22 protein-coding genes are annotated in these 26,361 nt (G+C 65.4%); 14 read left to right on the top strand and 8 right to left on the bottom strand.

The genetic code is table 11. The features are described from left to right. Positions 1–352: 352 nt before the first annotated feature. Positions 353–1,834: a serine hydrolase domain-containing protein gene (locus tag AC1KVG_RS08790; RefSeq protein ID WP_481094149.1), complete on the bottom strand. Its 1,482-nt coding sequence runs from the start codon at positions 1,832–1,834 to the stop codon at positions 353–355. A gap of 462 nt (positions 1,835–2,296) precedes the next feature. Here AC1KVG_RS08790 and AC1KVG_RS08795 point away from each other — a divergent pair, with 462 nt between their 5' ends. The 3 genes from AC1KVG_RS08795 (at position 2,297) to AC1KVG_RS08805 (ending at position 5,854) form a co-directional block, all read left to right on the top strand. After that, positions 2,297–2,674 carry a DUF2147 domain-containing protein gene (locus tag AC1KVG_RS08795; protein WP_481094150.1) on the top strand — a complete coding sequence of 126 codons (378 nt, stop codon included), beginning with the start codon at positions 2,297–2,299 and terminating at the stop codon, positions 2,672–2,674. A gap of 133 nt (positions 2,675–2,807) precedes the next feature. Continuing rightward, positions 2,808–3,347, top strand: coding sequence for an ECF-type sigma factor EcfK (ecfK, locus tag AC1KVG_RS08800; RefSeq protein WP_104552342.1), 540 nt, complete (start codon positions 2,808–2,810; stop codon positions 3,345–3,347). Beyond that, positions 3,326–5,854 carry a serine/threonine-protein kinase gene (locus AC1KVG_RS08805; protein ID WP_481094151.1) on the top strand — a complete coding sequence of 843 codons (2,529 nt, stop codon included), beginning with the start codon at positions 3,326–3,328 and terminating at the stop codon, positions 5,852–5,854. Before ecfK ends, AC1KVG_RS08805 begins: the two co-directional genes overlap by 22 nt. Before the next feature lie 85 nt (positions 5,855–5,939). Here AC1KVG_RS08805 and AC1KVG_RS08810 read toward each other — a convergent pair whose 3' ends face one another. Then, on the bottom strand, positions 5,940–6,221 hold the full coding sequence (locus AC1KVG_RS08810) for a DUF2782 domain-containing protein (RefSeq protein ID WP_095575361.1): 282 nt from the start codon (positions 6,219–6,221) through the stop codon (positions 5,940–5,942). Positions 6,222–6,298: 77 nt separating this feature from the next. On the opposite strand from AC1KVG_RS08810, the gene polA reads away from it, so the two are divergent. After that, complete coding sequence (gene polA / locus AC1KVG_RS08815) at positions 6,299–9,100, top strand: DNA polymerase I (RefSeq protein WP_481094152.1); 2,802 nt, start codon at positions 6,299–6,301, stop codon at positions 9,098–9,100. Positions 9,101–9,525: 425 nt separating this feature from the next. On the opposite strand, the gene hemF is transcribed toward polA, so the two are convergent. The 4 genes from hemF to AC1KVG_RS08835 form a co-directional block, all read right to left on the bottom strand. After that, positions 9,526–10,425: an oxygen-dependent coproporphyrinogen oxidase gene (gene hemF, locus AC1KVG_RS08820; RefSeq protein WP_481094153.1), complete on the bottom strand. Its 900-nt coding sequence runs from the start codon at positions 10,423–10,425 to the stop codon at positions 9,526–9,528. Between the two features lie 667 nt (positions 10,426–11,092). Next, a complete protein-coding gene (locus AC1KVG_RS08825) occupies positions 11,093–11,668 on the bottom strand; it encodes a hypothetical protein (protein ID WP_481094154.1) in 576 nt (191 codons plus the stop codon). Continuing rightward, positions 11,665–12,381: a hypothetical protein gene (locus tag AC1KVG_RS08830; protein ID WP_481094155.1), complete on the bottom strand. Its 717-nt coding sequence runs from the start codon at positions 12,379–12,381 to the stop codon at positions 11,665–11,667. Before AC1KVG_RS08830 ends, AC1KVG_RS08825 begins: the two co-directional genes overlap by 4 nt. A 311-nt stretch (positions 12,382–12,692) precedes the next feature. Beyond that, complete coding sequence (locus AC1KVG_RS08835) at positions 12,693–15,053, bottom strand: S9 family peptidase (protein ID WP_481094258.1); 2,361 nt, start codon at positions 15,051–15,053, stop codon at positions 12,693–12,695. A 407-nt stretch (positions 15,054–15,460) separates the two neighbouring features. On the opposite strand from AC1KVG_RS08835, the gene AC1KVG_RS08840 reads away from it, so the two are divergent. Next, entirely contained in the window at positions 15,461–16,804 is a 1,344-nt protein-coding gene (locus AC1KVG_RS08840) for an AMP-binding protein (protein ID WP_481094156.1), read from the top strand. A 78-nt stretch (positions 16,805–16,882) separates the two neighbouring features. Here the strand turns inward: AC1KVG_RS08840 and AC1KVG_RS08845 are convergent, their stop codons facing one another. Together AC1KVG_RS08845 and AC1KVG_RS08850 are read right to left on the bottom strand one after the other, a co-directional pair. Continuing rightward, on the bottom strand, positions 16,883–17,890 hold the full coding sequence (locus AC1KVG_RS08845) for a chorismate transformation FkbO/Hyg5 family protein (protein WP_481094157.1): 1,008 nt from the start codon (positions 17,888–17,890) through the stop codon (positions 16,883–16,885). Then, positions 17,887–19,233: an NAD(P)/FAD-dependent oxidoreductase gene (locus tag AC1KVG_RS08850; protein WP_074056421.1), complete on the bottom strand. Its 1,347-nt coding sequence runs from the start codon at positions 19,231–19,233 to the stop codon at positions 17,887–17,889. Before AC1KVG_RS08850 ends, AC1KVG_RS08845 begins: the two co-directional genes overlap by 4 nt. A 341-nt stretch (positions 19,234–19,574) precedes the next feature. On the opposite strand from AC1KVG_RS08850, the gene xanC reads away from it, so the two are divergent. The 9 genes from xanC to AC1KVG_RS08895 all read left to right on the top strand — a co-directional run bounded on the left by xanC (position 19,575) and on the right by AC1KVG_RS08895 (position 26,216). Further along, positions 19,575–19,844: a xanthomonadin biosynthesis acyl carrier protein XanC gene (gene xanC / locus AC1KVG_RS08855; protein ID WP_006451937.1), complete on the top strand. Its 270-nt coding sequence runs from the start codon at positions 19,575–19,577 to the stop codon at positions 19,842–19,844. Positions 19,845–19,881: 37 nt separating this feature from the next. Further along, on the top strand, positions 19,882–20,565 hold the full coding sequence (locus AC1KVG_RS08860) for a COG4648 family protein (protein ID WP_006451936.1): 684 nt from the start codon (positions 19,882–19,884) through the stop codon (positions 20,563–20,565). 53 nt (positions 20,566–20,618) lie between these two features. Beyond that, complete coding sequence (locus AC1KVG_RS08865; RefSeq protein ID WP_481094158.1) at positions 20,619–21,368, top strand: lysophospholipid acyltransferase family protein; 750 nt, start codon at positions 20,619–20,621, stop codon at positions 21,366–21,368. A gap of 71 nt (positions 21,369–21,439) precedes the next feature. Continuing rightward, positions 21,440–21,667: an ApeI family dehydratase gene (locus AC1KVG_RS08870; RefSeq protein ID WP_225306916.1), complete on the top strand. Its 228-nt coding sequence runs from the start codon at positions 21,440–21,442 to the stop codon at positions 21,665–21,667. Continuing rightward, entirely contained in the window at positions 21,664–22,638 is a 975-nt protein-coding gene (locus AC1KVG_RS08875) for an LpxL/LpxP family acyltransferase (protein ID WP_481094159.1), read from the top strand. The genes AC1KVG_RS08870 and AC1KVG_RS08875 overlap by 4 nt, the downstream gene beginning before the upstream one ends. Further along, on the top strand, positions 22,562–23,209 hold the full coding sequence (locus AC1KVG_RS08880) for a LolA-related protein (RefSeq protein ID WP_481094160.1): 648 nt from the start codon (positions 22,562–22,564) through the stop codon (positions 23,207–23,209). The genes AC1KVG_RS08875 and AC1KVG_RS08880 overlap by 77 nt, the downstream gene beginning before the upstream one ends. Continuing rightward, positions 23,206–23,433 carry a hypothetical protein gene (locus AC1KVG_RS08885; protein WP_481094161.1) on the top strand — a complete coding sequence of 76 codons (228 nt, stop codon included), beginning with the start codon at positions 23,206–23,208 and terminating at the stop codon, positions 23,431–23,433. The genes AC1KVG_RS08880 and AC1KVG_RS08885 overlap by 4 nt, the downstream gene beginning before the upstream one ends. Then, on the top strand, positions 23,423–25,789 hold the full coding sequence (locus AC1KVG_RS08890) for an MMPL family transporter (RefSeq protein ID WP_481094162.1): 2,367 nt from the start codon (positions 23,423–23,425) through the stop codon (positions 25,787–25,789). Before AC1KVG_RS08885 ends, AC1KVG_RS08890 begins: the two co-directional genes overlap by 11 nt. Beyond that, a complete protein-coding gene (locus tag AC1KVG_RS08895; protein WP_481094163.1) occupies positions 25,776–26,216 on the top strand; it encodes a hotdog family protein in 441 nt (146 codons plus the stop codon). The genes AC1KVG_RS08890 and AC1KVG_RS08895 overlap by 14 nt, the downstream gene beginning before the upstream one ends. The last annotated feature ends 145 nt before the right edge of the window (positions 26,217–26,361 follow it).

Consider the following 26,361-nt stretch of genomic DNA (forward strand, 5'->3'; position numbering starts at 1 on the left):
GCAGGATGTCGGGCAAAGACCGGCCGCAACGAATCGATTGCGGCCGGTCTTTCAACGCGTCTCGATCCCGACGGGGGGCCCAAGACGTTGTGTCGGATAGTGCGTCTATCTAATTCCTGATCATGACTCGAGCTTGGAAGACGTTGGCAAGCGGCTTGAGTTCAGGCGCCGAATCAATTGGTGTGCATACTTTGGTGACACTCATGACCGAGACTTCCTGCAAATCAGCCAATGTTATTTGACACTATAGGGAGCAGTAAATTGCGACAGCGTGCTTCGGGCATCATGCCCGTGCTCTGTTACCAGCCATCGGCGCCATGGTAGAAATTTTATGCTGCTTTCCAAGCTTGCTTCACTCGGGCGCAAAAACCATCACTCCATCCCCAGCCATCACTCTCAGCGTCACCACACGACGATCGCTGCCTCGATCAAACTGAAACTGCAACGTCCCCGCAGGAATCGATGCATCGGCAACAAAGCGATTGCTGTTGAGCGGCTTCAGCGAGCGATGCCTACTTTTACCTTCCAGCACCAGTCCCTCGCAGTTTTGCGAGATCACAACCTCCTCGCCGAGAAAGCTCATATCCAGCACGCCAGTAAGTAGTGGTTCCTGATTGGGCCGCCGCACATAGCGGCCGGTGTAGTCCTTCAGGAGGGCTGTGAAATCGACCGTGCTGACTTGCACCGACCAATCGCCTGGCCAATGCTGCGCATCGGAAACAGCGTTGCGAATCTCGTTATGGAGCAGGTCGCCGTTTTCACCGTTGGTGAGCACAATCAGGCCGTCGCCGCTCTCGAGATTTCCTTCGAGATAGGCCTTGTAGCTGTCGTTGGATCCGGCGTGATGAAAGATGCGCGATTGCCCTTGCCCGGCGAGGCGTGGCCCGAGCCCATGGATGCCGGGGGCCACCTCGGTCATCATGTCGATGGCCAGTGCTTGCGGCAGAAATCCGCCACTGCTGCGGTAGGAGCTACCCAACGCGATGACCAGGCGGCTCAACTCCTTGGCCGAGGTCCAGAAGCCGGACGCCGCCAGTTCCGGGAAACTTTGCCATCCACGCGGCAGTGCAACAGGAGCGCCCGAGTCGTCGTGTGCGTGCGCCACATCGCGCGTGTCTGCGGCAAGGTGTGCATCGAACCGGCTCCTGCGCATGCCCAATGGGCCAAGAAGATGCTCGGTGGCAATCGCATTCAACGGTTTGCCCACAGCGTCTTCGATCACCGCCTGCGCGATCATGTAACCGCCACCGGAGTAACGCGCGCGGGTGCCGGCAATATCGATCCGCTGCAAAGGCTTGTTGACTGCGGGCGATGTGCCGGTGAGCGTCTGTACCAGCGTGGGCAATGCAGCGCCTGGGTCGAAGTCCTTGAAGCCGTGCACGTTGAAACCTGCGGTATGCGACAGCAGCATGCGCAGGGAAATCTTGCCGGTATCGCCGTCCGGCCCTTGCGGTATCTGCCAACGGCGTAGCCAGGTGCCGACGTCTTTATCCAGATCCACAATGCCAAGCGCGGCAAGTCTCACGCACAGCGCGGCCGTGACTACCTTGCTGACCGAGCCGACCGAGAACAAGGTGTCTTCGCCGATCGGTGAGCGACGTCCCGCCGTTGTCGATCCGAAGCCTTTGATGCTGTGGATCCGCCCCCCGCGCAGGATCGCAACTGCCACGCCTGGTACTCGGTGATGTTGCATGCGTGCTTGCAAGGCCCACTGCTCCTGACCGGTGTGCACGGTTGGGCGCAGCAATGTTTCGAACGATGCAGGCGGGCTTGATGTTTTTGCGTGAGCAGCGATCGGCAGTGACCACAGTGGCAACGTCAGCCCGCCAATCAACAGCTCACGACGATGGATGACAGGCATGACGATCCTTGTACTTTAGGGCGAGGCAGTGGGAGAAGTGAGCCAGCGTTTGCAGGAGGCCCAGCTAACGCTTTGCTCTTGTGATGATGCAATGCAATTGAAATTTTTTTCTGGGCGATAGCCGTGGGCGAGGTTCGCTTGTTACTTCGCTCACCAAGCTATTCGACATCAGCACGGTAAGCGCAATCGGTGCAAGCCTGAGATCAGGTCAAAAGTTTCCATGGATGCGGCCATGCGTGCTTGCTGGCAAGTGATCTAATCATCTCCCAAGACTGCATCGATACGATCTGACTCGCCTGATTCTAACGCTGCTGCGGCTGTGTCAGCGACGCTGCATCAGCGAAAGTACGTTGCGCGTCAATTGCTCTTATCGAAGCTTGGGGAAATCCAATGAAATGCATCTCTGCAGTATGTTGTGTCGTTTTCGGCCTTGTCGTGCAGAGTGCGCCTGCATTCGCCGCCGAACCGATCACCGGAAAATGGTTTACCGATAACCAGCAGGCACTGGTCGACATCCAGCCCTGTGGCGCGTCGCTGTGCGGCACCATCGTCAAGGTGCTGCGGACCAAACCCGGTAGCCGGAAGACCGATGCGTTCAATCCGGATCCGGCCAAGCGCCACAACCCCATGGAAGGCACGGTGATCCTCAGCGAGCTGGTGGATGCAGGAGATCTGTGGAAAGGCAAGATCTACAACCCCGAATCCGGCAAGACCTACAACGCCAAGATCAAGCGTGGCGCCGATGGCTCCTTGAAGGTGGAGGGCTGCGTGGCCTTCCTATGTCAGGGGCCGACCTGGCAGCCCGCACCTTGATGGCTGCCTGACCTGGGTGGTCCGAGCCGCGTTTGCCAGGCCCGGCGCAAGCGAGCTAAACCGTTTTGTTTTGAAATGCCTACCCGTCCGCCAATGCGGGATACTGCGCTCCCACGCAGGCGAGATGGGCCCGATGTCCGAGCTGCCGATCACCGAGTTGTTGCAGGCCTGGCAGCGGGAGGAGCCCGGCGCGGGCGATGCATTGGCGCGGCAGGTGTACATGGTGCTGCGCGAGACGGCGTTGCGGCTACTGCGGCGCAATGCGCGCGGCGGGCTGCAGGCCACCGAGCTGGTGCATGAGGCATGGATGCGGCTGGAGCAGGGGCAGCAGGGGTTTCGCTCGCGTGCGCACTTCTATTCGGTTGCCGCACTGCAGATGCGCCATCTGTTGGTGGATCTGGCGCGGCAGCAGGCCAGCGCCAAGCGGGGTGGGCAGGCGGTGACGTTGACCATCAGTCTGTCCGATGGCGCGCCGCGACCGGAGGCCTTGCTGATGGTGGCCGATGCCTTCGACAAGCTGGCGCGCGTGGACGAGCGCAAGGCCAAGGCGTTCGCGCTGACCGAGCTGGTGGGTTTCAGTGTGGCCGAGGCGGCGGAGCAACTGGAGGTGTCGGTGCCCACGCTGGAGCGCGATCTGCGCTTTGCGCGGGTGTGGCTGGCGGCGCAGCTGTGAGTGTCGTGGCCACTTCCTGGCAACGCCTGGAGTCGCTGTTTCATCAGTCCTGCTTACTGCCGGTGGAGGCGCGCGAGGCATTCGCGCGTGCGCAGGCCGGTGACGATGTGGTGCTGCGCGATGCGTTGCTGGCGATGCTGGCGGTGGAATCGCAGGCCACGCTGCGTGTGCGTGCGCCGTTGAAACAGGCGGTGGCCGCCTTGCGCGCGCCATTGCCGGAGCTGCCGGCCGGTACGCGCTTTGGTGCATGGGCGATCGACCGCCTGATCGGCGCCGGCGGCATGGGCCAGGTGTATCTGGGCCATCGCGCCGACGGCGCTTACGAGCGCGAGGTGGCGATCAAGCTGGTGGCCGCCGACGCGCTGGATGTGCAGGGCCGCGCGTTGTTCGAGTTCGAATGCCGCTTGCTGGCGCAAATGGTGCACCCGGCGATCGCGCAGATTCACGATGTAGGCACCGATGCGCACGGCCGCCCGTATCTGGTGATGGAATACCTGCGCGGCGAGCCGATCACCTGGTGGTGCGATGCGCATCTGCTCTCGCTGCATGCGCGCGTGCTGCTGATGCTGCGGGTGAGCGAGGCGGTGCAGCACGCACATCAGAAAGGCGTGATCCATCGCGACCTCAAACCCAGCAATGTGCTGGTCAGCGACATCGATGGGCGGCCGATGCCGGGCGTGATCGACTTCGGCATCGCCATCGATGCGGCCAACCCCGGCATGACCTCCGCGCATGGCCGCGGTACCCCCGGCTACATGAGCCCGGAACAGGCGCGCGGCGTACAGGACGTGGATGCGCGCAGCGACATCTATGCGCTGGGCGCAATGTTCTATGAGTTGAGCTGCGGGCTGGCACCGGTGGCCGGGCGCGATGGGCTGCCGCAGCCCCCCTCGCAGCGCGTGGCGGCAGTGCCGGCCGATGCGCGTGCGCGGATCTGCGCCGCACGCGCAACCACCCACGCCCGACTGCAGCGGCAATTGCGCGATGGCCTGGATGCGATCGTGTTGCGCGCGTTGGCGCCCGAGCCCGTTGCACGTTATGCGTCGGTATCGGCCTTGCTGGACGAGTTGCAGCGTTGGCTCGACGGCTACCCGCCGCGCGCGTTGCAGGCGGGCCGGTGGTTGCGGTTGCGCAAGTTCGCCCAACGCCATCGCAGTGGCGTGCTGGCCGCCGGTCTTGTGTCGATCGCGCTGATGGGTGGTCTGGGCGCCACGCTGTGGTCGCTGCAGCAAGCCGCGCGCGATGCGCAACGCGCGCAGGTCACCGGCGATTTCATGAGCTCGGTGTTGTCCAGCGTGGACCCTGGCATCGCGCAGGATCTGGACAAGACATTGATGCTGCGCGTGCTGCAGCAGGCCTCGCAGCGCGCCGCGCGCGAGCTGGCCGATCAACCGGATGCACGCACCGAGGTGGAACTGACGCTGGGCCGCACGCTGATCGCCTTGTCGGACTATCCGCAGGCGGTCGCGCATCTGCGCACCGCGCAGGCGCTGGCGCAGCAGAGCACGGGTGCCGGTAGCACGCCTGCGCTGGAAGCGGCCTCCATGCTGGGCCAGGCGCTCAGTGGTGCTGGTCAATCGCGCGAGGCCGAGCGCGTGCTGCGCGCCGGCATGGCGCAGGCCGCGCGCGGCAATGCGAAGCAGCAGAGCCTGGGTAACGACATGCGTGCCCGGCTGGCATGGGCGCTGCGCGATCAAGGCCGCATGCTGGAGGCGCTGGCGGAAAGCCGGCATGCCTACGTCGCCGCATTGGCCAACGTGGCCACCACCGCAGAACGCCGCATCGATGCCGGCAACAGCTACGCCGGCATGCTGGCCGAGAATGGGCAGCTGGCACCGGCCATCGCCTTGCAGCGCAGCCTGCTGCGCGAGCGCATTGGCGTGCGTGGGCCAGAGCATCCGCTGGTGCTGTCAATGCGCAACAGCCTGGCGGTATTTTTGCTGATGCAGCGCGAGTTTGCCGCTGCTGAGGCCGAACTCGCCCCGCTGCTGCGCATTACCCGCAAGCTGTACGGCGACAACGCCGCCGATACCTTGATGGTGGAAGGCAATCTCGCCGACACCTTGCGTCAGCAAGGCAAGCTGGCCGAAGCCGGCCCGCACTACCGCGCTGCGATGGAGCGCGCACGCGCCGCCTTCGGCGACGATGCGCGGGCCACGATCACCTACCGCAGCAACCATGCCTTCTGGTTGCTGGATGCCGGGCAGGTGCAGGCATCATTGGTCGAACAGCGCGCTTGCCTGGCCTCGTCCTTGCGTGTGTTGGGCCGTGCGCATCCACAGACCGCCGAGATCCTGCGCGGCATGTCCGAGGCCGAGCGCAGGCTTGGCCAGATCGCCGCTGCGCGCGACCACGCGCAGCAAGCGCTGCAGATGTTGACCGGCATCTACGGCAATGCCGAAGAACCGCTGCTTGCCGCACGCCAGACCCTGGCGCTGGCCGCAGCGGCCAAGGCAGTGCCGGCCACCTCAAGCGCAGAGACCACCACCGCGGTTGCGCAACGCTGATACGAAGTTGGCACCGGCACCAGCGGCCAAAGAGCCGCTGCGCTTACGCTCTACGAATCCCGAATCCCGAATCCCGAATCCCGAATCACCAGCTATACAACTTCCAATACACCTTGTTGACCTTGTCCTTTTCCGCATCCGTATGGCCGTCGTGATCGCGGTCGTACAGGAAGTAGGGCGCACCGCGCGCGGGCGTCACCCGCACCATTTCCAGCTGGCCGTTGACCCGGTACTCGTCGACCTTGTCGCCGTTGCCCATGGTCTTGCTGGTGACATCCGCGCCGGCCGGCACGTTGCCGCTGGCGCCGCTGGTGGCGCAGCCGCCGAGCAGCAGTAACGGCAGCAGCAAAAGACTTGCTCTCATCATCGTCGTCATCCGTTCTAGGTCGTTGCTCAGTATGCGCTGGGCGGCGTGGGGTGAGCGTGCAGCGGTAGAATTGGCCGATGAGCAAATTAGTCCTGATCGACGGGTCCAGTTACCTGTATCGCGCGTTCCACGCGCTTCCGCCGCTGACCAATGCCCAGGGCGAGCCCACCGGTGCCTTGTTCGGTGTGGTCAACATGCTGCGCGCCACCTTGAAGGAACGCCCGGCCTATGTGGCGTTCGTGGTGGATGCGCCTGGCAAGACCTTCCGTGATGACTTGTATGCCGACTACAAAGCCAATCGCCCGTCGATGCCCGACGACCTGCGCGCACAGGTGCAGCCGATGTGCGACATCGTGCATGCGCTGGGCATCGACATCCTGCGCATCGACGGGGTGGAAGCCGACGATGTGATCGGCACCCTGGCCCTGCAGGCCGCTGCCGATGGCCTGAGCGTGACCATCTCCACCGGCGACAAGGACTTCGCGCAGCTGGTGCGCCCGGGCATCGAACTGGTCAACACCATGAGTGGCAGCCGCATGGATTCGGACGAGGCGGTGGTCGCCAAGTTCGGCGTGCGCCCGAATCAGATCGTCGACCTGCTGGCGCTGATGGGCGACACCGTCGACAACGTGCCCGGCGTGGACAAGTGCGGCCCCAAGACCGCCGCCAAATGGCTTGCCGAATACCACTCGCTCGATGGCGTGATCGCCAACGCCGACAAGATCAAGGGCAAGATCGGCGAGAACCTGCGCGCCGCATTGCCGCGGCTGCCGCTCAACCGCGAACTGGTCACCATCAAGACCGACGTGACCCTGGCCAGCGGCCCGCGCGCGCTGGACCTGCGCGAGCCCAACGCCGAAACGCTGGCGGTGCTGTACGCACGCTACGGCTTCACCCAGGCGCTGCGCGAACTCGGCGGCGCCGCTGCCCAGGCCGGCCTGCTGACCGAGCCGATGCCATTGGGGGCCGCTGCAGCCAGCGCCCGCACCGAACCCGGCCGCGCGCGCGGCACCGGCTTCGTGTCCGGCCCGGTCAGCGCCCCGGTGGAAGTGGACCCGGCGCTGTCGGCGCCCGGCCAGTACGACACCATCCTGACCCAGGACCAGCTCGACAACTGGATCACCCGCCTGCGCGCGGCCGGCCAGTTCGCCTTCGATACCGAAACCGACAGCCTGGATCCGCTGCAGGCCGACCTGATCGGCCTGAGCGTGGCCGCCGAGCCTGGCCAGGCGGCGTATCTGCCGTTCGGCCACAACTTCCCCGGCGCTCCGGCCCAGCTCGACCGCAGCCAGGCGTTGGCCCAACTGGCACCGCTGCTCACCGACCCCGCCGTGCGCAAGCTCGGCCAGCACGGCAAGTACGACCTGCACGTGATGCGCCGCCACGGCATCGCCCTGGCTGGCTACAGCGACGACACCTTGCTGGAGAGCTTCGTGCTCAATTCCGGCAGCGCCCGTCACGACATGGACAGCCTGGCCAAGCGCTACCTGGGCTACGACACCGTCAAGTACGAAGACGTCTGCGGCAAGGGCGCCAAGCAGATCCCGTTCGCCCAGATCAGCCTGGAAGACGCCACCCGCTACGCCGCCGAAGATGCCGACATCACCTTGCGCCTGCACCACGTGCTCGGCCCCAAGCTGGCCGCCGAGCCGGGCCTGGAGCGCGTCTACCGCGAGATCGAGATGCCGCTGGTGGAAGTGCTCGCCCGCATCGAAGCCAACGGCGTGTGCGTGGACGCGGCCGAACTGCGCCGCCAGAGCGCCGACCTGTCCAAGCGCATGCTCGCCGCCCAGCAAAAAGCCACCGAACTGGCCGGGCGCACCTTCAACCTGGATTCGCCCAAGCAGCTGCAGGCGCTGCTGTTCGACGAGCTCAAGCTGCCCGCCGTGGTCAAGACGCCCAAGGGCCAGCCCTCCACCAACGAAGAGGCGCTGGAGGCCATCGCCGACCAGCACGAGCTGCCGCGGGTGATCCTGGAATACCGCGGCCTGACCAAGCTGCGCAGCACCTACACCGACAAGCTGCCGGAGATGATCCACCCGCAGTCCGGGCGCGTGCACACCAGCTACCACCAGGCCGGCGCGGCCACCGGGCGGCTGTCTTCGTCCGATCCCAACCTGCAGAACATCCCGATCCGCACCGAAGACGGCCGCCGCATCCGCCGCGCCTTCGTCGCCCCGGCCGGGCGCAAGCTGATCGCCTGCGACTACTCGCAGATCGAGCTGCGCATCATGGCGCACCTGTCCGGCGACCCCGGCCTGGTCGGCGCGTTCGAGTCCGGCGCCGACGTCCACCGCGCCACCGCCGCCGAAGTCTTCGGCCGCACCATCGACACCGTCAGCAATGACGAGCGCCGCGCCGCCAAGGCGATCAACTTCGGCCTGATGTACGGCATGAGCGCGTTTGGCCTGGCCCGCCAGCTCGGCATCGGCCGTGGCGAGGCGCAGGACTACATCGCGCTGTACTTCAGCCGCTACCCGGGCGTGCGCGACTTCATGGAAACCACCCGCCAGCAGGCGCGCGACAAGGGCTACGTGGAAACGGTGTTCGGCCGCCGGCTATACCTGGACTTCATCAACGCCGGCAGCCAGGGCCAGCGTGCCGGCGCCGAGCGCGCCGCGATCAACGCACCGATGCAGGGCACCGCGGCGGACATCATCAAGCGCGCCATGGTCAGTGTGGACGGCTGGATCGCCGACCACGCCGAGCGCGCGCTGATGATCCTGCAGGTGCACGATGAACTGGTGTTCGAAGCCGATGCCGACTTCGTCGACACGCTGCTGGGCGAGGTCACCGCGCGCATGTCTGCCGCTGCAGAATTGCGCGTGCCGCTCGTGGTCGACTCCGGCGTCGGCGATAATTGGGATGAGGCGCACTGACCCAGCAGATAACGCTGATATGCTGAATGCGCAGACCAGACATTATGCGGATTAGGCCTGCGTCGATGGAATGAATAACCGCTAAATTCTACATATTTTTAACAGTTATCTTCACGATCCATCAATGTAGAAAATGTTGTTATATCCCTCGACGGGCGCAACGCCTGTCGGCAGATCTCTCCCATCCCCTGGAGCAGATCTCGGAGCGGAAACTACTCCCCAAGTTTCCGTTCCCTGGCCCCGCCGACCTCCCCCTGGTCTGCGGGGCTTTTTATTTTCAGGCTTGAATTTTGCTCCGCAACATAACCGGCTCATTGCGTAAGGCGAATGAGTCGGTTGCGCCGGCAATCACAAATTTAAACGGGCTTAATTAAATCAAGTAATCAACACAGCGTTTCATTCAACGCCGTGTTTAATCAGCCTGTTCAGCCTAGCCAATCGCGCGGCACCAGATAGTCCATCAGACGCGCCTCGGCACTGCCCGGTTCCGAGGTGAATCCGTATTCCCAACGCACCCGCGGGGGCAAGCTCATCAGGATGCTCTCGGCGCGCCCGCCGCTCTGCAGGCCGAACAGGGTGCCGCGGTCGTAGACCAGGTTGAATTCCACATAGCGGCCGCGACGGTAGAGCTGAAACTCGCGCTCTCGCTCGCCGTACGGCGTGTCCTTACGGCGCTCGACGATTGGCAGGTAGGCATCCAGAAAGCCGTCGCCAACCGCGCGCTGATAGGCAAAATCGCGTTCGAAGTCCTTGTCCAGGTCGTCGAAGAACAGCCCACCCACGCCACGCGTCTCGTTGCGGTGGCGCAGGAAGAAGTATTCGTCGCACCAGCGCTTGTGCGCGGCATAACGCTCTTCGCCAAATGGGGCGCACAGCGTCTGCGCGGTGCGGTGCCAATGCAGCACGTCTTCGTCGACGGGGTAGAACGGGGTGAGATCGAAGCCGCCACCGAACCAGGCCGCCACCACGTCGCCATCGCGCTCGGCGCGGAAGTAGCGCACGTTGGCGTGGGTGGTGGGAATGTGCGGATTGTGCGGATGGAACACCAGCGAGACACCGCAGGCGCGCCAGGTCGCCCCGGCCAGCTCGGGCCGATGCGCACTGGCCGAAGGCGGCAGGCGCGAGCCGGACACATCCGAAAAGCCGATGCCGGCCTGCTCGAACACTGCGCCATCGCGCAGGATGCGGGTGCGCCCACCACCGCCTTCTTCACGCTGCCAGAGGTCTTCGGCAAAACGCGCGCTGCCATCGATGGCTTCCACGGCAGCGCAGATACGGTCCTGCAAGCCGGTCAAATAATCGCGTACACGGTCGAATTCGTTCATGCCCCGATTCTAAGCGGTGCATCCTGGTTCGTGCATCGGGGCGAACGCGCCCGTTTGTCGCAGGGCGAGGCAATGCTTCGCTTGGGCAGCTAGCGGACGGGCACGGGGGCCGACCAACTAGGCTGCTGACCTGTGTTCTTGCACTCCATCTCAACGTCGTTACGACCCGAAATCTCGGTTGTCCTGGAGTGGTTGAGCAGCGCGGATAGATCAGTTGTATAGATCAGTTGTAGAGCGGCTGATCTGCCGATTTGCAGCAGGGCCCTTGCCCGCCCACCGTCGCGGGACACGCCGCAAGTACGTCCGTGTAGGCTCTTACGCGGCATCCATGCCGCGTAAGGTCCCGCGACGGTGGGCGGGCAAGGACCCGTCAAGATGGTCGGTGTGCATGGTGCAAGCAGTGCATGACTTGCGTCGTTTGAGTAACGGCGCGCCCGATCAGCTTTGCAACGCAGCGCGATCAGTAGGCAGGCTTTCAACAAAACAACCTACAAACGTTCTGGTGCGGTGCCCTTACCGATTGCGGGACCGTGTGGCGGCATGGATGCCGCCACCGAGCCTACATGGACGTACTTGCGGCGTGTCCCGCGAGCGGTGAGGGTATCGCGCCCTCGACGCGACTGGCACGCCCTCGAAGCTGTCCACGCAGATCAAACGCAGCGAACGATCAAACCTCGCGCGATGCAGCAAATTCAGCGCGCACGGCCGGCGTACACAGCCGCCACGCCAGCGCCGCGTGGATGCAGCCGAGTGCCAGGACGCCCGCGCCGGTCAGCAGCAATGCGAACTGGCGCGTCGCCTGCAGGCGCGCCTGCAACTGCGGCCACTCCGGGCTGTGCAGCACGTCGGCGGGCAGCATGGCCTGCACACCCTCGAACAACGGCCCGATCAGCGCCAAGCCGCCGAAACTGAGTAGCCCTGTCACCAGCAACACCGCCACAAACCCGACCCGCGCCCACTCGCGTCGCTGCAGCAACGCCCAGCTGAGCCACGCAAACGCGGCCGATAGCACTGCACCTGCAACCGACAACGACAGCGCATGATCGATCAGCCATTGCCACGACGCCGGCAGTGTCATGCCGTCGGGCAATCCCATCGACGTCGCGTCCGGCATGATCGCGATCATCATGATCTGCAGCAGATTGCCCATCGCGCTGACCAGCCCGAGCAGCAACGATACCCATGCCAGCGGTGTGACAAAGCCGCCATGCGACTGCGATGACGGTGGCAGCGGTGCGTTCATTGCAGCGAGGCGATATGTGCGGCTACCGCAGCCTGGCCATCAGGATCCAGCGACGGCTGCAGTTGCGCGTACCAACCCGGCAGCGCATCGGCCGGCAGGCACTCGCGCAACAACGGCGTGCTGCGCTCCAGGAATGCTTCGAAAAACGGTAGCCCGCGCACGTAGAGGAAATGGCTGTCGGTGATCGACATTCCTGCGTACGCCTCGCGCAACCACTCCAGATGCGGCAACGCGTGCGCACCATGGCCGGCGCGGGTCAGCGCGGTGAGGAAGCTGGTGCGTGCGGTGGCCGGTGAGGTGGAGCGCTCTTGCGCGTTCAAATCGTCGAAGGTCAGCAGCCACTGCTCGCCACGATCGATCTCGTTGCACATTACCGAGGTGGTCGCCAACTGCAGCGCGTTGTGTGCGGTGGGCTCCAGCTCGTACAGCGCCAGCCAGTGCGGGTACGCCTCGCGATAGCGGTCCAGCGCGCTCAATGCCAATGCACACAACCGCTGCGCATCGGCGCCCAGGTGCAGCTGCGCTTGTGCGGCGTTGTAGGCACCCACCTGATCGCCGCGCTGGAACAGGCTCAGCGCTGGCAACAATGCGGGGTCGATCTCGGCTTCGGTTTCCGTGTCGTCGGCTGCGGTGGCCGGCGCCACTGTCGGTTCGGCTCGTGGCGTCTTTGCCGCCGGGGTCTTGCGTCCAAACAATCGGTCCCACAGGCCCATCGCGATTACCTTCTGCGCGCCGGTCGGTGAATGGAAAGCCGCTGCGGTGCCGGCGGCGCTCCGGTCGGGCGGCAGACCGATGCAGAGGGGAGCGCGATGCGCCAGCGATCTGCCGATCCTGCGTCAAGCTTAGAGCCAGTTGCGTACGTGGAGGTGAGTGCCAGGCACGTTGTTGCGGGGCGATGCGTACGCGACACCAAGCGTGCAAGGCGCGCTACCCGCTGCTTGCCGCAAGAGCCGGATGCTGCCGCTGCATGACATGTCATCGGCCGGGCGACGCAGCACGCATCGCCCGGCCGCAATCGCATGCCTTACGGCTTCACCTGCTCATTGAACAGTTTGAGGATGCGCTTGTATTCGTCCAGCCACGAATCGGCACGCGTAAAGCCGTGGCGTTCCAGCGGATACGGTGCCACCTGCCAGTTGTCCTTGTGCAGCTCAACCAGTTTCTGGGTCATGTCGACCGAGTCCTTGAAGAACACGTTGTCGTCGATCATGCCGTGGGCGATCAGTAGATGGTCCTGCAGCCCGTCTGCGTAGTTGATCGGCGAGGAGATCTTGTAGGCCTGCGGATCGAGCTCGGGGGTGTTGAGGATGTTGGAGGTGTAGTCGTGGTTGTACTGCATCCAGTCGCCCACCGGCCGCAGCGCTGCGCCGGCCTTGAAGGTGCCGGGGCTGCGGAACAGCGCCATGTAGGTCATGAAGCCGCCGTACGAGCCGCCGTAGATGCCGGCGCGTGCACGGTCGCCCTGTTTGGTGGCGACCAGCCAGTCCAGGCCGTCCAGATAGTCTTCCAGCTCCGGATGTCCCATGTTGCGGTAGATCGCGGTGCGCCAGTCGCGGCCGTAGCCTTCCGAGGCGCGGTAATCCAGGTCCAGCACGATGTAGCCCTGCTGCACCAGCAGGTTGTGGAACATCTGCTCGCGGAAATACGGTGTGTAGCGTTGAGAGACGTTTTGCAGATAGCCGGCCCCGTGCACGAACATCACGATCGGATACTGCTTGCCGGGCTCGGGATTCTGCGGCCCGTAGTACTTGCCCCAGACCGTACCGGCGCCATGTTTGGACGGCACCTGCACATACTGCGGTGCGATCCACGGCTGCGCTTTGAAAGCGGGTGTACGCGTATCGGTGAGCACCGTGGCCTGACCGCCCGCCGCCGGCACCACCGCCAGCTGCGGCGGCAGATAGGCGCCGGAGTAGCGCACTAGCAACTGCTGCCCATTCGGCGACAGGCTGAAGCCTTCCACACCGTTCAAGGCTGTCACTTCGGTGAGCTGGTCGGTGCGCAGATCCAGCTTGCACACCTCGTAATCGCCCGGCCATTTCTGATTGCACAGGAAATACATGCCGCTGCCATCGGCGCTGGGCACCGGCATCGACACTTCCCACTTGCCACGGGTGCGCTGGCGCGGCTTGCCGTTGCCTTCCACCGTGTACAGCTGCGAATAGCCGGATTCTTCCGAGAGCAGCCACAGCGTGCGGTTGTCTGGCAGCCAGCCGAAATCGTTGAAGTCCCAATTGATCCAGGCGCTATCGCTCAGCCGATGACGCGGCTGCAGTTTGGCCGCATCCAGATCCACGCTGGCGATCCAGCGGTCCTTGTTGTCCACCGCGCGGATTTCCACCGCCACGTTGCGGCCATCGTCGCTCCAATGCACCGCCGGGCCGTTGCCGTCGCCATCGCTTTCCACGCGCACCGCGCGGTTGCCCTTGAGCGGGTCGCGCTTGGCGGCCTTGCGCAATGCGGCCAGTGGGTCGGTGGCGATGCCGGGCAGCGCGTCGAAAGACAGCTGGCGCGCGCTGCCTGCGATCACGTCGACCAGCCACAGCGTGTGTGCGGCTGGCATGTTGCGGCCGACGCGGGGGCGGGTTTCCTGGAATTCTTCGTAGCCGGATTCGGTCACGTACTTGGGCATCTTGCCGGCCTGGCCTTCGTCGGCATTCTTGGCCTGGGTCATCACCAGCAGATGGCGGCCGTCCGGCGACAACGCGCTGTCGACGATCTCCACCTCATCGCCCAGATACACCGGTGCAGTGGCACGCGTGGCGTCGGCGCGTCGCCAGGTGTCTTCCTGCGTGCGCAGCGCCTCGCGCTGCTCGCGGTCGCGGCGCAGCGTGGCCAGCATGGCAAGTTGCTGCTCGCGCAACACATCGGCCTTGGGCGCGGCATCGGGATCGCGTTCGGCCTTGACCACCGCCACCTGCGCGGTGCCGCCATCGGCGCGCCAGTGATACCAGTTGTTGCCCGCACGCCAGATCGCACCGCCATCGCTGGCAAATTGCGGACGCGATTCGACCTCGTTGCTGCGGGTCAGCTGGGTCAGCGCGCCCGAGCGCAGATCACGCAAAAAAATGTCGCCATTGCGCGCGAACAGCATGCGCTGGCGCGTCGCGTCGTAGCTGGGGTTGGCCGCATCCAGGCCGGCGCGGGCGTTATCGGCCACACGCTCACCCGCTGCACCGCCGGTGCCCTGGCGATAGGTGTCGCGCACCGGGCTGCCCTCGCGTTTGAGCAGGTATTGCACCTGTTTGCCATCCCACTGCCACCAGGCCTGATCCACCGATGGCCCGATCCAGTCCGGATCGGCCATCACCTGTTCGATGGTGAGCGGTGCGGCGGACTGCGCATGGGCAGTGGCAGCCAGCAAGAGAAGGCATAGCGGCAACAATCTGGGCATCGGGAACGACTGGACGCAACGAAAGAGCGGCCAAGCCTAGCAGCTCGCTTCGACCGGGGGCTTGGGCCACAGGTCATGCGCGGGGCGGGTGGTGGAGTGTGCCGTCGAAGCGGCGGGGTCTGTGCCAGTGGCGAGCTCGACCGGATGCGCCCTGTCGGTAAATGCGCAGTCCGCGCACGGCAGCACGCGCGACCTGGCCGATCTCCCCGCATCACTTTCAATATCAGTTTCAATGCATTCCACCTCGCGATGCGCAGCTGCCACAACGCCAAGGGTGCTCCACCACGCCAGCGGCGACGCTGCGAACATCCGGCAGTGCGGCGTAGCCACAAACCCTGCGACTTGCCAGCAGCCCAGGTGGCGCCCAAGCTAGCGCGCTTTTGCGACTGTCGGTTCACATGTCCAGCCTGCCCGCCTTTGTTGTTTCCCACCCGATGGCCGTTGGCGTGCCCGGCCGGCCGTTGGCCTGGCGGGCAGGGCAGTCGGTGGATCTGGCGACCTTCATCGCGCACGTGCACGGCCTGGCGCAGCAGCTGCCGGACGGCCGCCACGCGGTGAATCTGTGCGAAGACCGCTACCGTTTCATGGTCGCCTTCTACGCCTGCGCGCTGCGCGGCCAGGTGTCGCTGCTGCCGTCGTCGCGCGCACCGGCGGTGGTCGGTGAAGTGCAGGCACGCCACGCCGATGCGTATTGCCTGGGTGATCTTGCCTTGGAGCTGGCGCCGCCGCGCTATTGGCAATTGCCGGCCGAGTTGCCGCAGGCCGATGGCCCGATGCCGCACCTGGCGGACGATGCTCTGGTGGCGATTGGTTTTACCTCCGGCAGCACCGGCAGCCCGCAACCCAACCCCAAAACCTGGGGCAGTTTTTTGACCAGCACGCGCCAGGATCTGGTCGCATTGGAGAGCCTGTGGGCGCACACCGACGCGGTGCCGCACGTGGTGGCCACGGTGCCGCCGCAGCATATGTACGGCATGGAATTGTCGGTGCTGCTGCCGATGGTGACCACGCTGGCCGTGCATGCCGGGCGGCCGTTCTTCCCCGACGACGTGGCGCATGCACTGGCGGAAATCCCGGAGCCGCGCCTGTTGGTGACCACACCGGTGCACCTGCGTGCGCTGGTCGAATCGGGCGTGCAGTTGCCACCGCTGGCCGGCATCGTCTCGGCCACCGCACCGCTGGCGCAGGACATCGCCGCGGCGGCCGAAGCACGCTTTGGCGGTGAAGTGCGCGAGATGTTCGGTTCCACCGAAACCTGCGTCTTCGCCGTGCGGCGCACCGCACTGGAAGCGGCGTGGACACCGCTGCCCGGCGTACGCCTGGAAACACAGGCCGCCGGCACGCTGGTGCACGCACCGCATCTGGCAACGCCGGTGCTGCTGGCCGACATGATGGACGTGGCCGCAGACGGCCGCTTCCAGGTGCGCGGCCGTCAGGCCGATCTGCTGGAAATCGCCGGCAAACGCGCCTCGCTGGCCGACCTCACCCGCCGCCTGCTCGCCATTCCCGGCGTGATCGACGGCACCATCGTGCAGCTCACCCCGGACCCCGGACAGGCCGTCGGCCGCATCGCCGCACTGGTGGTGGCCCCGACCCTGGACGAAGCGCAGATCCTCGCCGCCCTGCGCATCAGCGTCGACCCGGTGTTCCTCCCACGCCGCCTGCGCAAACTCCCCGCATTGCCACGCAACGAAACCGGCAAGCTGCCGCGTGATGTGGTTTTAGGCTTGCTCAACGGCTGAGCGACGGCCGCACACGCAGCGTTACTGGCGCATCGCTGCATCGCTGCATCTGGCATCAGCACCGATGCCCGTAATGACTCACCCATGCACCCCATCGATCTCCACCGCCAACTCATCGCGGCAGATCACCGCGTGCAGCAGCAGGCGCGGCACCGCGTCGCCGAAGCGGGCGTCCAGTGCTTGCGCGACCTTGGGCAGATCGTCGTGTTCGCGCACGTAGACCTTCAAACGCGTGCCGGTGCCGAACTGCGCGGGCAGGGCGGGGGCGTGCTGGCGTGCGGCGCCGAGCAGGGCGTCGAAGTTGGCGAAGGTTTCTTCCAGCTGCGCAAGCAACTGACCGGTGTGCATTGAGGCATGCCCGACCACCGCGGCGGTGCCTGACAGCAGCAGCGGCATGTCGCTGCCGGCCGGCGGCAGCATGGCGCGCGCAAAACTCGGCGGCTGCGGACCGTATTGGCGCGGGTAGTTGTAGGCGCTGACCTGGCGCGGATTTTCCAGCGGTGTGCCGGCATCGGCGGCGGCCAGCCAGTAGATCTGGATGATGCGCTCGGCATCGCAACGGCCCACCGCGGTAGCGGCGGGCAGCTGTGCGGTATCGAACGCGCCCAGGCCGCGTGCACGCCCGATGCAGAATTGCCGATAGCGTTCGCGGTCGCCGCTGCCCAGGGTGATCGCATCCAGGTAATTCCAGATGCGCAGCAGGCGTGGAGTCTGGCTGCCGGTGACGAAGGCGGTGATTTCCGCATACGCCTTGGCGGCGGCTTCTTCGATGTCCACATCCTGCTCGTCTATCTCGATCACGCCGAACTGCAGGCGCCCGTCGCTGGACCAGGCGATGTTGCCGTCGCGCCCACTGCGCACCGGCGAGTCGCTGCGCCACACTTCCAACACGCTGGCCTGATACGGCTGCAGCGGCACGCGCAGGTAACGCGGGTCGTCCAGACGCGCCGCCGCAGTGCCAAAGCCGAACACGGCCAACACCTGCGGATCGGTGAGCAGGCCAGACGGGTCGGTCTGGTCGACATAGTCGACCTGCAGGCGGGGATGGCGCACGGCGTGCGTGGTCTGGGCCTGGGAAGCGGTCATTGCGTGTCTCGTTGTTGCGTATCGCGTTGCAAGGTGTCGCCGTCGAAGCCGAGCGTGGCCTGACGCCGGCGTTGCCGCCAGGAGTGCCAGGCGCGCGGCATCATCGACAAGGTGGTGATGGCGTAGATGGCGCGGAACGCGCGCAGACGCAGGCGGACCTTGGGGCTCTCGAACACGTCGCCGGCCAGCATCGCCACCACGGCTTCTTCGATCTGCCAGGTGTTCTGCGGTTGCGCGAACAGGGTGCGCATGGTCGGCGAGGTGAAGCGGTAGATGAACCACTTGAACTCATCCACGCCGCGCTTGAGCTCGCGCTGCAAGGCACGCTGCAGTTTTGCCTCGTGCTGCGGCGTGCGCAGGGCCTGGTCCACCATCGCCGCGCCGCGCTCGGCGCTGTGCATGGCCAGAAACACGCCCGAGGAAAACATCGGGTCGACGAAGGTGTAGGCATCGCCGAGCATCAGCCAGCGCGGGCCGGCCATGCGCGTGCATTCGTAGGCGTAGTTGCCGGTGGCGTGCACCGGTGCCACGCGCTCGGCGCCGTGCATGCGCGCGGTGACTTCGGCATTGAGCGCCAGCGTGCGCATCAAAAAGCCTTCGCTGTCGCCCTTGCGGGTCTTCATGTATTCCGGGTAGCAGACCGCGCCCACGCTCATGATGTCGTCCGGCAGCGGGATCAGCCACATCCAGCCGTGCGCATGCCGGTAGATGCTGATGTTGCCGGCATCCTCGCCCGGCCGGCGCGCCACGCCGCGGAAATGGCTGAACAGCGCGGCCGATTGATGCTTGGCATTGGCGCGTTTGAGCTTGAAGCGGTTGCCCAGAAAGGTGTCGCGGCCGCTGGCGTCGAGCAGATAGCGCGGGCGGAACTGCTGCTCGCCGTCCACGCCGCGTGCCTGCAATACCGGCTGTTCGCCATCGAAGCTGACCTGTTCGACCTTGACCTGCTCGCGCGCATCCACGCCAACCGCACGCGCACGCTCGAACAACACTTGGTCGAACTGCGCACGCGGCACCTGGAAGGCGAAATCGGCCTTGGCATCGAGCGCACGCGAGAAGCGAAAGGTGTTGTAGCCGCCGGCATCGTTGGGAAAGTCCGCGCCGCGCTTGAGCACGCCGATGTCGCGGACTTGTTCGAGTACGCCCAGCCGTTCGAGGATCGGTACGTTCATCGGCAGCAGCGATTCGCCGATATGGAAGCGCGGGTGCTGCTCCTTCTCCAGCAGGGTGACCTGCCAGCCCTGCTGCGCGAGCACGATGGCGGCGGCGCAGCCCGCTGGCCCGCCGCCGATGATCAACACATCCGGACACTCGGGTCCGGGGGCCGGCCCGGCTGCCGGCATGGCGGTCGGGGTGGGGCGAACAGCGGTGGAAGTCATCCTGGAACGAACCTGCAGCGGGCGAGCGTCATGCAGTCATGATAGCCTGACCGGCGGCCCGGACAGGTGCACCTGGGTTGCCGAACCACGCTCAACCGATCACCAACCAACCGACTGCGTGACCGCTCAATGGTCGTGGCCGGTACGCGGAAGCGGCAGCTGCGACAACGTACACTGCGGTTTCCAACGGCATTGCCCGCTTCGACCTGATGGTTGTTTGCGAGGCTGTGCTGGTTGTTCGAATTGATTGCCTTGATTGATTTTTCCGAATTTGTTGCCCGACCCTCACCTGTGGAAGCTTCTGGATGTCCCTGCAAACCGCTGCCGAACGTGAACTGGCCGAACTCCTGGTCGAAAGCCTGAACCTGGAAGACGTCCAACCCGCCGACATCGATCCGGAGGCGCCGTTGTTCAATACCGGCCTGGGACTGGATTCGATCGACGCGCTGGAACTGGCGCTCGCGATCAGCAAGCGCTATGGCTTCCAGCTGCGCTCTGACAACGACGAGAACCGTCGCATCTTTGCGTCGCTGCGCGCATTGTCGGCGCATGTCGAAACCAACAAGACCGTCTGATCTGCCCACTGTAGCGCCTGCCGATGCACCCCCGTGGGTGCTGGGGCTGGGCGTGCTGCTGGCGGTGGCGTACTCGCCGTTGGCGCACTGGGCCAACGCCAGTCATCGCCCGGACCTGGCGGTCATCGCCGGGGCCTTGCTGGTGCTGATGGTGTTGATCGAGCCGATGGTCGCGCGCCGGGCCTGGGCCTGGGCGCTGGCGGTGCTGACGCTGGCCGGCCTGAGCGCCTTGTGGCACTCGCCGTACGCGATGCTGCTGCTGGCCGCGCCGCCGGTGGTGTTCACCGGCTGGATCGCCTGGTTCTTCGGCCGCAGCCTGCGCCGCGGGCGCACGCCGTTGATCAGCCGCATTGTCGAAGGGTTGTATCGCCAGGCCGGCATGCCGATCACGCCCGAGCAGTACCGCTATACGCGTCGTCTCACTCTGGCCTGGGCGCTGCTGCTGTGCGCGCTGACGCTGGTGAATCTGGTGTTGGGCCTGTGCGCCGAGCCCAGTGGGGTGCTGGCGCAACTGGGCTACGCCTCGCCGCTGCCGATCAGCGACGCGCGTGCCTCGTTGTTTGCCAATCTGCTGGCGTATGGCGTGGTTGGCGGGTTCTTCGTGGGCGAATATCTATTGCGCGGCCGCTGGTTTCCACAGCGTCCCTATCGTAATCTGCCAGACTTCTTGCGCCAGATGGCGCGGCTCGGGCCGGAGTTCTGGCGCGATCTGCTGCGCTGAGTGCGTGGCCAGGGGCAGCGACGTACGTGCACATTTTCAGGGACAAGACAAAAATGCCGTTGGCAAGGATGCCGTCGCGCCTGGCGTGGGCCGTGTTCAACCTGTTGCAGCTGGCCTTTACGCTGATCTTCACCGCTGGCGGGATCGTGTATTGCCTGGTGTTGCTGGCGATCACCCGCGACCCCGATCGATTGCTGCGCATGGGCGGCTGGATGTGGTCGCCGGTGCTGTTTCGCGGCGCCGGTGCCCAGGTGATCGTGGAAGGCCGCGAGCGCGTGGACTGGTCCAAGAATTACCTGTTCGTCAGCAACCACCAGTCGGTCATCGACATCTGCGCGTTGTTCTATGCCTTGCCGGTGCCGCTGCGGTTTCTGCTCAAGGACGAAATGCTCAAGGTGCCGTTCGTGAACTGGTTCGCGCGTGGTACCGGCATGCTGTTCCTGGATCGCGACAGCCGGCGTGCCGGGGCGATGGTGCGGCGTCAGGCGGCCACGCTGCTGCGCGAGGGCAAACAGTTGTGTCTGTTTCCCGAAGGCACCCGCAGCCGTGGCGGCGCACTGCTGCCATTCAAGGCCGGGCTACTGCAGGCCGCTATCGATGCAGGTGTGCCGGTGGTGCCGGTGGCGCTGGATGGCTGCGGCAAGGTGCTGCCGGTGGAGGGTATGTTCAGGGTGCGCCCCGGCATCATCCGCGTGCGCATCGGCGCCCCGATCCCGGTAACCGGGCCGGATGCGCCGGACCGCCAGCAATTGACCGAGCAGGCACACGCCGCCGTGGCGGCCATGCTTCAACCCAGGATCTGAGTTACCCGCTTATGAATTTCGTCGTGCCACATGATCATCCCTGCCTGCCTGGGCACTTCCCGGGTCGCCCCGTGGTGCCCGGCGTGGTCGTCCTCGATCACGTGCTGCAGGCGGTGGAAGCCGCGCATGGCCCACGCGCCGCGATGCGCTTGCCGCAGGTGAAGTTCGTGCAGCCGTTGCTGCCCGGCCAGACTGCGTCGGTGACACTGGACGGTGCTGGCCCGCGTTGGCGCTTTCGCGTGCAGCGCGCCGACGACCTGCTGGTCAGCGGCGAGCTGGTCGCGGAGGCGGCGCCATGAACAGCCAGTGGAAACAACGCCCGGAAGGCGGCGGACGTTTTGCGTTGTGGCTGATCCGCGGCATCGCCCGGTACGCCGGGCGCTCGGTGGCACGCGCGCTGCTGTATCCGATCACGCTGTACTTCCTGCTGGTGCGTGCGCCCGAGCGCCGTGCCTCGCGTGCCTATCTGGTGCGTGTGCTCGATCGCCCGGCTACGCTGCGCGATGTGGCGCGGCATATCCATACCTTTGCTTCGACCATCCTGGACCGCGTGTACATGCTGTGCGGGCAGATGCAGCGCTTCCAGGTGGATATCACGGGGCTGGATCAGCTGCACACGCAGATGGATCGCGGCCGCGGCGTGCTGATCTTCGGCTCGCACCTGGGTAGCTTCGATGCGCTGCGCGTGTTGGCCACCGAGCGCCCCGACGTGCAGGTCAAGGTGGTGCTGGACAAGGCGCATAACCGCGCCATGACCGACCTGCTGGGCGCGCTGAATCCGCAGCTGGCCGCCAACATCATCGACGCCGGCATGGACGCGACCTCGATCGTCATGGCGATCAAGGACGCCACCGATGCCGGCGCGCTGGTGGCGTTGCTGATCGATCGCCCGCGCGAGGGCGACCCGGCATTGCCGGCGATGTTCCTCGGCCGCAACGCGATGTTCCCGACTTCGCCGTGGCTGATCGCTGCGGCGCTCAAGGTGCCGGTGGTGCTGGCGTTCGGCCTGTATCGCGGCGGCAATCATTACGAGCTGGCGTTCGAGACCTTCAGCGAAGGGCTGGATGTGCCGCGTCGCCAGCGCGCGCCAGTGCTGGCGGTACTCATGCGTGATTACGCGGCCAGGCTGGAACATTACACACGCTACGCGCCGTACAACTGGTTCAACTTCTACGATTTCTGGAACACCCACCATGCCGATGTGCCGCACCCTGCCGTGGATGCTGATACTGCTGTTCAGCGCCGCACCGCTATGCGCCGCACCGCCTGAGACGCTGGACGTCGGCCAGGTGCTGCAGCGCCTGGCACGCCCCGCACCGGTCAGTACCGAGTTCGTCGAACTGCGTGGCTCGGCCCTGCTGAAGACACCGTTGCGCGTGCAGGGCCATTACCGCCGCCCGGACGAACAGACCTTGGTGCGCGAGGTCAGCGCGCCATATCGCGAAACCACCACCTTGCGTGGTGACGAAGGCGTACTGGAGCGCGAAGGCAAATCGCCACGGCGTTTTTCGCTGAGCCGGGTGCCCGAACTGGCCGGCTTGAAATCCGGCTTCGGTGCATTGCTGGCCGGCGACCGCGCGCTGCTGGAGCAGCAGTACCGCGTCAGTGGGCAGGGCCAGCCGCAGGCCTGGCAACTGACGCTGCAGCCCAAGGACGCCGCCGTGGCAAAGCAGGTACGCGAGTTGCGTCTGTACGGGCGCAACGATGAGCTGCGCTGCATCGAGAGCCTGCCGGCCAAGGGCGATGCGCAGCGCACGCTGCTGGCTGGTGCGGCGCGTGATGCTGCAAGCGTGACCGATGCGGCGGCGCTGACCACGCTGTGCCATGGGTCGGGCGCGTGAGCCATCGCGTGTGGGTGTTGCGTGCGCAGTCGGGACACGCGCTTAGCAAGGAAAAAGCGACTGCCTTCGGCAAATTAGAGGCGCCGGTGCTGCACGCCTTCAACAGAAAGAACGCGTCACTGCAGCCCGCCCTCAGCAGAAAGAAAGCGTCACTGAAGCTGGATGCCGCGCGCGCGGCCGGTGGACGTTCCGCTGGCGCAGTGAGGCTTTCGCATGGCGCTTAAATTAAATGCAAACCGCCGCATCGGCCTTGCGCTGCTGTGGCTGGCCTTGCTGGCAGTCGCCGGCTTCTGGTTGAGCGAGACGCTGAAAGTCACCGGTGACTTGCGCAAATTCATGCCCGCCCCGCGCACGCCCGCGCAGAAACTGCTGATCGAAGAACTCGGCGAAGGCCCCGGCTCGCGCCTGTTGTTGATGTCGCTGTCCAACAGCGACCCGGCCACGCTGGCCGCGCAGTCGCAGGCACTGCAGCAGGCCTTGGCCGCACAGCCAGAGCTGTTCGAGCTGGTCGGCAATGGCGGCAATGCGGGGTTGGATGCGATTCCCGAGCGCTTGCTGCCGTATCGCTATCTGCTCAGCGACAGCTTCGATAAAACCCCGCTGGATGGGCAGACCTTGCAAGCGGCATTGCAGGCGCGCGTGCAGGATCTGGGCTCGCCTGCGGCTGCGATGGTGGAGCCGTTGCTGCCGCGCGATCCCACGCTGGAAATCCTGCATCTTGCCGAAACCCTGCAACCTGCCGCCGCGCCGCAGACGCGTAACGAGGTGTGGTTCGACCGCGCCGGCACCTCGGCCTTGCTGATCGTGCAGACGCGCGCAGCCGGCTTCGATCCCACCGGCCAGCAACTGGCGTACGACGCGGTGCAAGCGGCGTTTGCCAAGGTCAGCAAGGGCACCTCAACAACACTCGTTTTGACCGGCCCCGGCGCGTTTGCGGTGGAAATCACCGAGCGCACGCAGGGCGAGGCGCAATGGATCGGCACGCTGGATACGGTGGGGCTGGTGCTGTTGCTGCTGGTCGCCTATCGCAGCTGGAAGATTCCGGTGCTCGGCGTGCTGCCATTGGCGAGCGCGGGTCTGGCCGGCTTGGGCGCGGTGGCGTTGCTGTTCGATGGTGTGCACGGCATCACCGTGGCGTTCGGCTTCACCCTGATCGGCGTGGTGCAGGATTATCCGATTCACCTGTTCAGTCATCAGCGCCCGGGGCTGGATCCGCGCGACAACGCGCGCCATCTGTGGCCGACGCTGGCCACCGGCGTGGTCTCCACCTGCATTGCCTACGTGACCTTCCTGTTCTCCGGCGTGGACGGCTTGCGGCAGCTGGCAGTGTTCACCATCGCCGGCTTGGCCACCGCCGCGATCACCACACGTTGGCTGCTGCCATCATTGATCGACCCGGCGCCGCGCGACTATGCCGATTCGCGTGCCCTGGCTGCGCTATGGCGTGGCATCGCGCGCCTGCCGCGGCCGCGCATCAGTCTTGCGGCGATTGCCGTGATCGGCATTGCTGTGATCGCGTTCGCGCCGGGGCAGTTCTGGCAGAACGATCTGTCGAAATTGACCCCGGTGCCGCCCAAGGCATTGGCGCAGGACACGCAGTTGCGGCAGGAACTGGGTGCCCCCGATGTGCGTTACGTGCTCGCGCTGCCCGCAGCGAACGATGAGGCCGCGCTGCAGGCCAGCGAGCAGTTGCGCCCACGTCTGGATGCATTGATGCGCAACGGTGCATTGACCGGCTACGACATGGCCGCGCGCTATCTGCCCAGCGCCAAGACCCAGCGTGCGCGTCAGGCCGCATTGCCGGATGCCGCGCAAGCGCGCGCATTGACCGATAGTGCGGTGGCCGCCACACCGTTCCGCAGCGATGCGTTTGCGCCGTTCCTGCAGGATCTGGACGCTGCCAAGCAGGCCGCCCCGCTGTTGCCGAAGGACCTGGCCGGCTCGCCGCTGGCAACCTCGGTCGGGGGGCTGCTGCTGGGGCGTGGCGATCGCAGCACCGCCCTGGTGTCGTTGACCGGCTTGCGCGATCCGGCGGTGTTGGCCGCAGCCGTACGAGGTAGCGGCGCGCAGTTGCTGGATCTGAAAGATGCTTCCGAATCTCTGGTCGCCGCGTATCGCGGTCGTGTACTCGGTGCATTGGTGCTGGCTGCAGTGTTGTTGGCAGTGACTGTGGCCATCGCGCTGCGCAGCCCGCGCCGCATCGTGCGGGTGTTGTTGCCGATGGCGCTGACCACGGTGCTGATCCTGGCGATCCTGCGCGGCACCGGCGTCGAACTCAATCTGTTCCATCTGATTGCGCTGATCCTGGCGGCCGGTTTGGGCCTGGATTACGCGCTGTTCTTCGACCACGCCGGCGACGATCACGCCGACCAGCTGCGCACGTTGCATGCGCTGATCGTGTGCAGCCTGATGACCTTGCTGGTATTCGCGCTCTTGGCCGCGTCCAGCATTCCGGTATTGCGTGCGATCGGCAGCACGGTGGCGCTGGGCGTGTTGTTCAATTTCATCCTGGCCTTGCTGGTGTCGCGCGAGCCGGCGCTGGAACGCACAAAGAACGGAGAACCGCATGCAAGGACGTGAGGCGATTGCCGCATTGATTCCGCACCAGGGCAACATGTGCCTGTGGGAAGAAGTGGTGGAGTGGGACGCGCAGCGCATCGTGTTGCGCAGCCTTGCCCATCGTGGTGACACGCATCCGCTGCGTTCTAACGGCCGCCTGCGCGCGCTGCATCTATGCGAGTACGGCGCGCAAGCCATGGCCGTGCACGGCGGCTTGCTCGGTCGCGCATCGGGCAAGCCGGTGCGCCCGGGCATGTTGGTGGCGCTGCGCGCAGTGGAATTGCATGTGGCCTATCTGGACAAGCTGCCGGATGCGATCGTTTGCGAGGCGCAGGTGCTGATGCAGGGAGAGGACAGCCAGCAATACAGCTTCCGCTTGATGCATCAGGACCAGTTGCTCGCCGAAGGGCGTGCCACGGTGATGCTGGGTGCGGCGCAGGCCCCGTAGGAGCGCGCTTGCGCGCGATGAGGCGTTGTCGATAACGCTTCATCGCGCGCAAGCGCGCTCCTACGGAAGGTGGGCGATCAAAATGCGGGCGATCTATTCCTGCGCTTGCTGCCAGTCGTTAGGATGACGCTCTTTCCGCCGTCGT

The sequence above is a fragment of the Xanthomonas sp. NCPPB 3959 genome (assembly GCF_056675575.1).